The following is a 456-nucleotide window of genomic DNA, read 5'->3' as shown; positions in this document are numbered from 1 at the left end:
CCCCGAAGAAGACATCTCCTTCAACCAACCACTCATCGCCAACACCGACACCGGCCTGCGCACCCGCACCATCGAACTCGACGAATCCAACAGCCAGCTCGCCGGTCAACACAGCATGACCGTCAACTCTGTTATTGACAGCCCTCTCGAACAAGCAATAACTGCCACCGGAATGGACGCCAACGGCTACATCTGGGAAGGACTATTAAGTCACTGGGCACAACAACACCACGGCAACCTCACTATCGATGCCTCCGCAGAAAACTCAACCATCACCGGCGACAGAAAAATCATCACCGAACTCCGACACTGGCTCACCAAACTAGCCACCAATTCCGACGCCGTCGCCGAAGCCATCAAGAACGCGCAAGCCGACGGAATTGAATTCGACAACTAGCAACCCCACTCCACACGACGCACATGACAAACGTCTTGGGATTGCTCGATGCCGAATGC

Annotated in this window: 1 protein-coding gene; it reads left to right on the top strand. The window is 55.0% G+C overall.

All coding sequences use genetic code 11. The features are described from left to right. Positions 1-397 (top strand): hypothetical protein (locus CYJ76_RS12585; RefSeq protein WP_180802301.1); only part of this gene is annotated, 397 nt, incomplete at its 5' end. Positions 398-456 lie beyond the last annotated feature (59 nt).

It is taken from the genome of Kytococcus schroeteri, assembly GCF_002847825.1.
In the GTDB taxonomy this organism is placed as follows: domain Bacteria; phylum Actinomycetota; class Actinomycetes; order Actinomycetales; family Dermatophilaceae; genus Kytococcus; species Kytococcus schroeteri.
The sequence above is the reverse complement of the archived record's forward strand: the minus strand, read 5'-3'. Positions and strand labels throughout refer to the sequence as shown.